Source organism: Halorubrum halodurans (assembly GCF_002252985.1).
Taxonomy (GTDB): Archaea; Halobacteriota; Halobacteria; order Halobacteriales; family Haloferacaceae; genus Halorubrum; species Halorubrum halodurans.
Genome location: NZ_NHPJ01000110.1, coordinates 24,925 through 31,697 on the forward strand (window position 1 = coordinate 24,925; position 6,773 = coordinate 31,697).

A 6,773-nucleotide genomic window follows, 5' to 3' on the forward strand; every position below is an offset into this window, starting at 1 on the left:
GATGGATCGGCGGTAGCGGGGCGGCCTGGAGGGCCGCTCCGCGTCGAGGGTTCAAATCCCTCCTCCGGCTCTCCTGCCGAGTGTGGCGAGACTGAAAGTTGAGAGAGGGATCTGAATCGGGGAACGGGCGTAGCGGACTGACCGTGGCTCGCGACGTGCCCCTCCGGGCTTCCCCGACCGGATCACGCGCGCCGGCCGCCCTCGTCACCGGTTCCGCCGCCAACGCTTAACGGCGCAGACGGCGTCGATCGGGACGATGGCGACGCACGTCTGCCCCACCTGTGGCCGGGACGACTTCGCACGCGAGCGGGACATGAAGGCACACCACACGATCGCTCACGAGGAGAAGCTCGTGGAGTATCGGAACCTGCGGGAGTGTCCGACCTGTGGCGAGGTCTTCGCGAACGAGGGGGGCATGAGAGCGCATCACAAGATCCGCCACGCGGAGAGCATCGCCGAATCGCGAAGTCTCGCGCGGTCGGTTCGGGAGCAAGTGATAGAGCGCGACGCGTCCGTCTGCCAACGCTGTGGCGCGGACGTCACGCCGACGGACGAGGACGGGCCGGACTTCCAGCTCCACCACATCGTTCCGTTCTCCGCCGGCGGTCCCGACCATCCGGACAATCTGATCACCCTGTGTAGCGACTGCCACGGCGAGGCCCACCAGCGGATGAGGCGCATCGTCGAGGAACGGCCCGACCTCCTCGAGGAGCTGAAAGCGTTCGCGTGCGGCCCCCACGAGCGCGGCTGACCGGACGGACCCCCCGACCGAGACGGGGAGGCGGCCGGTCGCGTGCCCCGCCCGTGACGAGCGTCCCGGCCCCTCGGCGGGCCGTCGCGCTCGCCGACCAAACGACTCTTGTGGACGAGATCGTTTCGTCCGGTATGAACCTCCGCGGGCGGCGCGCCACGCTCGCCGTCCTCCTGCTCGTCGCGCTCGCGGGGTGTGCCGGTGGCGTCGTCGACGACGCTCCCTCGTCACCCGCCGACTCGACGGAGGGGGCCGAGCCCCGTGTCCCGGAGACCGGGACCGAGTGGACGGTGACCGTCACCCGAGTGATCGACGGGGACACGATCGAGGTCGCGTTCCCGAACGGCGAGACCGACACGGTTCGACTGTTGGGCGTCGACACCCCGGAGACCTCGCTGGACGCGGTGACGCCGGCCGAGTTCGAGGGGATCCCGGAGACCGCCGCCGGCCGATATCACCTCTACGCGTGGGGTGAGAAGGCGACGCGCCACGTGAGGGACGAACTGGCCGGCGAGGAGGTACGGATCGCGGTCGACGAGGCGACGGACCGCCGCGGGGGGTTCGGCCGGCTCCTCGCGTACGTGTACCTCGACGGGACGAACGTCAACGAACGGCTCCTCGCCGACGGATACGCGCGGGTGTACGACTCCTCGTTCACGATGCGCGCGGAGTTCGACGCGGCGGAACGGGCCGCCCGCGGGGCGTCGCTCGGCCTGTGGGGGTTCGAGGCGTCACGCGCGACCGAGCTCGTGCCGACCGACGCCGGCGACGTGACCGTTCCGCCCCCGCCGCCCGACGGCGACTACGACTGCTCGCACTTCGACACGCGGGCGCAGGCGCAGGCCGTGTTGGACGGGGTCTCGGGGGATCCTCACGGGCTCGACGGCGACGGCGACGGGATCGCCTGCGAGTCGCTCCCCTGACGACGGTCGCCGCCCGGCCTCCCGACGACGCGGGACCGTCGCCGCGGACCCGATCGTTCGTCAACCGGGGTGCCTCGTATCCGATCAAACAATACTATGGATATAAGGTACAAAGCTATCCGCTTCGGCATGCTATCGAATACCATGAGGCCGAACACCGCGGAAACGGGAGAGGAAGTGTACGAATGTTTCGAATGCGGAACGCGCTCGCAGACGTCGGGGCGCTGTGACTGCGGCGGGGAGCTGCTCCATCTGGGTCGGTCGCGGGACCTGTAGGCGACCGGGGTGCGGAGACCCGCAAGGGGGACGCCTCGATCGTCGCGGGGTTCCTCGTCCGGGATCAGTCGTCGTCGGCCGGCGCGGCCGGGGTGCCCGATCCCGCGTCCTCCTCGATGCTCGGCGGGTACTTCCCGCGGTCGAGTTTCAGGTCCGACTGCGGGCGCGCCATACAAGTGAGCGCGAACTCCTCGGCCTCCTCGTCGGTGAGTCCGCGGGCCGCGGGCTGGGTGACCTCGCCCTCGACGATCTCCGCGGAGCAGGCGAGACACATGCCGACGCGGCAGGAGTACTCCTGGGCGATCCCCTCCTCGATACAGGGCTGAAGGATCGTCTCCGTGTCGGACACCTCGATCGTCTCGCCGGTGCCGACGAACTCGACGGTGTACTCGGTCATGGAGCGACGTACCCGCCGACCGGTCAAAAAGGGTTCCCCTCGATCGCGTCGCCGTCGCGGGGTCGGAAACGGGCGAGACACGTCGCGACGCGTCCGGTTTCGGTCGGTTTTCGATGTCGGTTTTTTATACAGGGGACGAGAGATCGAACCCGTCAATGGTCCTCGCTCCCTCCGTCGCAGGGTTGCCGACGTATCGGTTCTGGGGCGTCACCGTCGTCCGCGACGAACTGTTCCTTCTCGCGGCGCTTCTCGTCCTCTGGGCGACGCTCGGGAGGTGGATCTATAGGGACGCGACGACTCGGGGAAGCGAGTGGGCGTGGCAGTGGGGGTTCGGCACCCCGCTGACGCTGATCGCGGGGCTGGACGTGATGCTGTTGGTGGTCGTGATCTACCTGTTGCTTCGGAGTTCGGACTGACCGTCGTACGGATCATCCATATACGATCGATCGCCGATCAGCACCTCACACCTCCCCAGCCTCGTCGGCCGGCCTCCGCTCCGGCCGACCGACTCCCTCGCGCGTGCTGCTCACGCCCGGAGGGCGTTCGGAGGCACGCGCCGCCGTACTTCTGATTCATCGGGAGCTTCCCTCGTCCATCGCAACGACTAATCCCCCGCCGGACGCTTCCCGAGGTATGACCGGCAAGGCCACCGCGCGCGCCCACCCCATCCAGGGGCTCGTCAAGTACCACGGACTGCGCGACGAGGAGCGTCGCTACCCGTACCACGACAGCATCAGCCTCTGTACCGCCCCGACCGCCACCACGACGACGGTGGAGTGGGAGCCGGACGCCCCGGAGGACACCTACGTCATCGGCGGCGAGGCTGTCGAGGGACGGGCGGCCGAGCGGATCGCGGCGGTCGTCGACGAGGTCCGCGAGCGCGCGGGCACCGACGCGGCCGTCCGGCTGGAGAGCGAGAACTCCTTCCCGTCGAACATCGGCTTCGGCTCCTCGGCGTCCGGGTTCGCCGCCGCCGCGCTCGCCCTCGTCGAGGCCGCGGGGCTCGATCTCGACTTACCCGCGGTCTCGGCGGTCGCCCGGCTCGGCTCCTCCTCGGCGGCCCGCGCCGTGACGGGCGCGTACTCGCTCCTCGAGACCGGGCTCAACGACGCGGACTGCCGCTCGCGTCGCCTCGACGTCGGCGTCGGCGACGACGGCTTCGACCCCGAAGAGGACCTCCGGATCGTGGCCGCGCACGTCCCCGCCTACAAGGAGACCGAGGAGGCCCACCGCGAGGCGGCCGCGAGCCACATGATGGACGCGCGGGTCGCCCACGTTCAAGACCAGCTCGTGGAGATGACAGACGCGCTCCGAGAGGGCGACTTCGACCGGATCTACGGCACCGCCGAACACGACTCGCTGTCGCTGACGGCGACGACGATGACCGGCCCCGCCGGCTGGGTGTACTGGCAGCCCGAGACGATCGCGGTGTTCAACGCGGTGCGCGAGCTCCGCGAGTCGGGCGTCGACGTCTACTTCTCCACCGATACGGGCGCGTCGGTGTACGTCAACACCCGCGCGGAACACGTCGACGAGGTGGAGTCGCGGATCGCCGAGATCGGGGTCGACACCGACGTCTGGGAGGTCGGCGGGCCGGCTCGCGTCCTCGACGCGAGCGAGGCGCTGTTCTAGGGCCCGGTGCGGACGTCGAGCGGGTTCCGGGACGCGGATCCGGGCGGCGGGCGTCGCCGGCGCGACCCCGCCGCGACTACAACCGTTCCCTGACGTCGGCGGCGACCGCCGAGAGCGCCTCCTCCGCGGTCGCGACCCGGTCCGTGAGGCTACAGAAGCCGTGGGCCATCGCGGGGTAGTGGCGGCTCCCGACGGGCGTCCCCTCCTCGGCGAACCGCTCCGCGAGCGCCAGCCCGTCGTCTCGAAGCGGGTCGAAGCCGGCAGTGACGACGGTCGCCGGCGGGAGCCCGCCGAGGTCGTCGGCCCGCAGCGGGACCGCGAAGGGGTTCGCCGCGTCGACCGGGCTCCGGAGGTACTGCTCGTAGAACCACTCCATGTCGGCACGGGTGAGGAGCGGCCCGTCGGCGTTCTCGCGGTAGGAGTCCGTCTCGAGGTCGTACCCGGCGATCGGGTACAACAGGAACTGTCCCGCGATCTCGGGGCCGTCGAACTCGCGGGCGTGAAGCGCCGCGGCGGCGGCGAGCGCTCCGCCGGCGCTGGTGCCGGCGACGCCGAGCCGGTCGGGGTCGCCGCCGAACGAGGCCGCGACCTCGGCGGCCCACTCCACCGCCGCGGCCGCCTCGTCGACGGGGACCGGGAAGGGGTGTTCGGGCGCGAGCCGGTAGTCGACGGAGACGACCACGGCGTCGGTTCGCGTCGCCAGCTCGCGACACGGGCCGTCGATGGAGTCGAGCGTCCCGAGCGTCCAGCCGCCGCCGTGGAAGTAGACGAGGGTCCGGGCGGGCGGCGCGTCGGCGTCGGCCGACTCGTCGGCGTCGGCCGGCTCGCCGGATCCGGTCGCGGCCGCCGGCCGGTACACCCGTACGGGGACCTCCCCGTGCGGGCCGTCGAACGCGAGGTCCCGAACGCTCTCGACGGGGGGCTCCGGCTCGCCCGAGAACACCTCGTCCTCCAGGCGTCTGGCGGCCGCCACGGAAAGGTCGTGCCACTCCGGGAGCCCGAGCGCTTCGAGTTCGTCGACGACCGCCGCGAGTTCGGGGTCGAGTTCGGCCGCGCGCATGCGGGGACCGAGGCGGTGGTCCTTTATCAGTCGGTCGGTAACGTCGACCGATGACGGTCCGGCTCTCGTACGAGAACGGGACGATCCGGGTCGAGGCCGACCCCGACGGGAGCGACGGCGACGGCGACGACGGCGGGGCGGATCCCGACGCCGACCGCGACGGCGCCTGCCGCGGCGCCCCCGGTCTGCCGCCGCTTCCGGGCGTCGACGCCGATCCACGGTCGGGCACGGGTCGAGCCCCCGCCCACCGCTACGCGGCGATCCGCCGGGCGCTCGAGGTCGCCGGGGTTCCGGTCGACGACCGGGTGCTCGCGTGGGCGCGCGGAGACGGCGACGCCGGACTCGCGCTCTCGACCGACTACGACCTCCGCGAGTACCAGGCGGACGCGCTCGCGGCGTGGCACGACGCCGACGACCGGGGCGTGTTGGAGCTACCGACGGGGGCCGGCAAGACCGTGATCGCGATCCGCGCGATGGTCGACCTGGGGGTTCCGACGCTCGTCGTCGTCCCGACGGTCGACCTCCTCGAGCAGTGGCAACGCGAGCTGGAGACCGAGTTCGACGTCCCGATCGGCCGGTTCGGCGGCGGCGAGCAGCGGCAGGAGGCGATCACGGTGTCGACGTACGACTCCGCGTATCTCAAAGCGGAGGACGTCGGCGACGCCTTCGGGCTCGTCGTCTTCGACGAGGTCCACCACCTCGGCGGCGAGGGGTACCGGGACGTCGCCCGGCTGCTCGCCGCGCCCGCGCGCCTCGGGCTCACGGCGACGTTCGAGCGCCCCGACGGGGCCCACGAGACGGTCGCGGCGCTGGTCGGCGACCGCGTCTACGCGCTCGACGTCGACGACCTCGCCGGCGACCACCTCGCGCCCTACGACATCCGGCGGATCGAGGTGGAGCTGACGCCCGAGGAGCGCGAGCGGTACGACGAGAAGCAGGGGACCTTCCTCGGGTACGTCCGCGAGGCCGGGATCACCTTCGAGAGCGGCGACGACTACCGGAAGCTGGTGATGCGCTCCGGCAACGACCCGCGGGCGCGGGAGGCGCTGCTCGCGAAGTCGGCCGCGCGCGAGGTCATGATGAACGCCGACCGGAAGCTCGAGCAGCTCGCGGACCTCCTCGAGCGTCACCGGGACGACCGGATCATCGTCTTCACCGCCCACACGGAGTTGGTCTACCGGATCTCCGAGCGGTTCCTGATCCCCGCGATCACGGCGGAGACGGGCGCGGCGGAGCGCCGGGAGGTCCTCGAGCGGTTCCGCGAGGGGACGTACGGCCGGGTGGTCGCCGCCAACGTCCTCGACGAGGGGGTCGACGTCCCCGACGCCAACGTCGCCGTCGTCCTCTCGGGATCGGGCAGCGAGCGGGAGTTCACCCAGCGGCTCGGGCGGATCCTCCGGCCGAAGGCGGACGGCGGCCGGGCGGTGCTCTACGAGATCGTCTCGGCCGAGACGGCCGAGGAGCGCGTCGCGGCGCGCCGGCGGTGAAGTCCGTCGAGGTACTTCCGAACGGATCGATCTCTGAGGGACCGAGTTCGAATCGATCGAAACCGGTCGGAGCCGCCGCGAAAACACACTCGCTAGTGGTACGAGAGTTTCGTGAGTGATCGAGGTGATGAGAACCGAATCCTTGCTGGGGCGGTGAGTTCTTTCAAAGCCCCAGCCGTCTCCGGTCGAGGGCCTCGCTGTGCTCCTCGTCGCTCGCGTTGCTCGCTCCTGCGGTGTCGCCGGCGGC

General features: G+C 71.1%; 8 protein-coding genes. 6 read left to right on the forward strand and 2 right to left on the reverse strand.

Annotation, left to right across the window (positions count from 1 at the left end):
• Nucleotides 1–256 precede the first annotated feature (256 nt).
• The 3 genes from DJ70_RS12940 to DJ70_RS16995 all read left to right on the forward strand — a co-directional run bounded on the left by DJ70_RS12940 (nt 257) and on the right by DJ70_RS16995 (nt 1,950).
• Nucleotides 257–751: an HNH endonuclease gene (locus DJ70_RS12940; protein WP_094533665.1), complete on the forward strand. Its 495-nt coding sequence runs from the start codon at nt 257–259 to the stop codon at nt 749–751.
• 134 nt (nt 752–885) lie between these two features.
• Complete coding sequence (locus DJ70_RS12945; protein WP_094533667.1) at nt 886–1,674, forward strand: thermonuclease family protein; 789 nt, start codon at nt 886–888, stop codon at nt 1,672–1,674.
• A 144-nt stretch (nt 1,675–1,818) separates the two neighbouring features.
• Nucleotides 1,819–1,950 (forward strand): rubrerythrin-like domain-containing protein, encoded by a 132-nt coding sequence (locus DJ70_RS16995; RefSeq protein WP_143421027.1) that lies wholly within the window; start codon nt 1,819–1,821, stop codon nt 1,948–1,950.
• A 64-nt stretch (nt 1,951–2,014) separates the two neighbouring features.
• Here the strand turns inward: DJ70_RS16995 and DJ70_RS12950 are convergent, their stop codons facing one another.
• A complete protein-coding gene (locus tag DJ70_RS12950) occupies nt 2,015–2,347 on the reverse strand; it encodes a 2Fe-2S iron-sulfur cluster-binding protein (protein ID WP_094533669.1) in 333 nt (110 codons plus the stop codon).
• Between the two features lie 155 nt (nt 2,348–2,502).
• Between DJ70_RS12950 and DJ70_RS17495 the strand changes: the two genes are divergently transcribed.
• Complete coding sequence (locus tag DJ70_RS17495; protein ID WP_094533671.1) at nt 2,503–2,763, forward strand: hypothetical protein; 261 nt, start codon at nt 2,503–2,505, stop codon at nt 2,761–2,763.
• 217 nt (nt 2,764–2,980) lie between these two features.
• Nucleotides 2,981–3,979 (forward strand): phosphomevalonate decarboxylase MvaD, encoded by a 999-nt coding sequence (gene mvaD, locus DJ70_RS12960; protein ID WP_094533673.1) that lies wholly within the window; start codon nt 2,981–2,983, stop codon nt 3,977–3,979.
• Nucleotides 3,980–4,055: 76 nt separating this feature from the next.
• Here the strand turns inward: mvaD and DJ70_RS12965 are convergent, their stop codons facing one another.
• Nucleotides 4,056–5,039: an alpha/beta hydrolase gene (locus DJ70_RS12965; RefSeq protein WP_094533675.1), complete on the reverse strand. Its 984-nt coding sequence runs from the start codon at nt 5,037–5,039 to the stop codon at nt 4,056–4,058.
• Between the two features lie 50 nt (nt 5,040–5,089).
• Here DJ70_RS12965 and DJ70_RS12970 point away from each other — a divergent pair, with 50 nt between their 5' ends.
• The gene (locus tag DJ70_RS12970; RefSeq protein WP_094533678.1) at nt 5,090–6,526 is read left to right on the forward strand and encodes a DEAD/DEAH box helicase family protein; all 1,437 of its coding nucleotides are present in this window, start codon (nt 5,090–5,092) and stop codon (nt 6,524–6,526) included.
• The last annotated feature ends 247 nt before the right edge of the window (nt 6,527–6,773 follow it).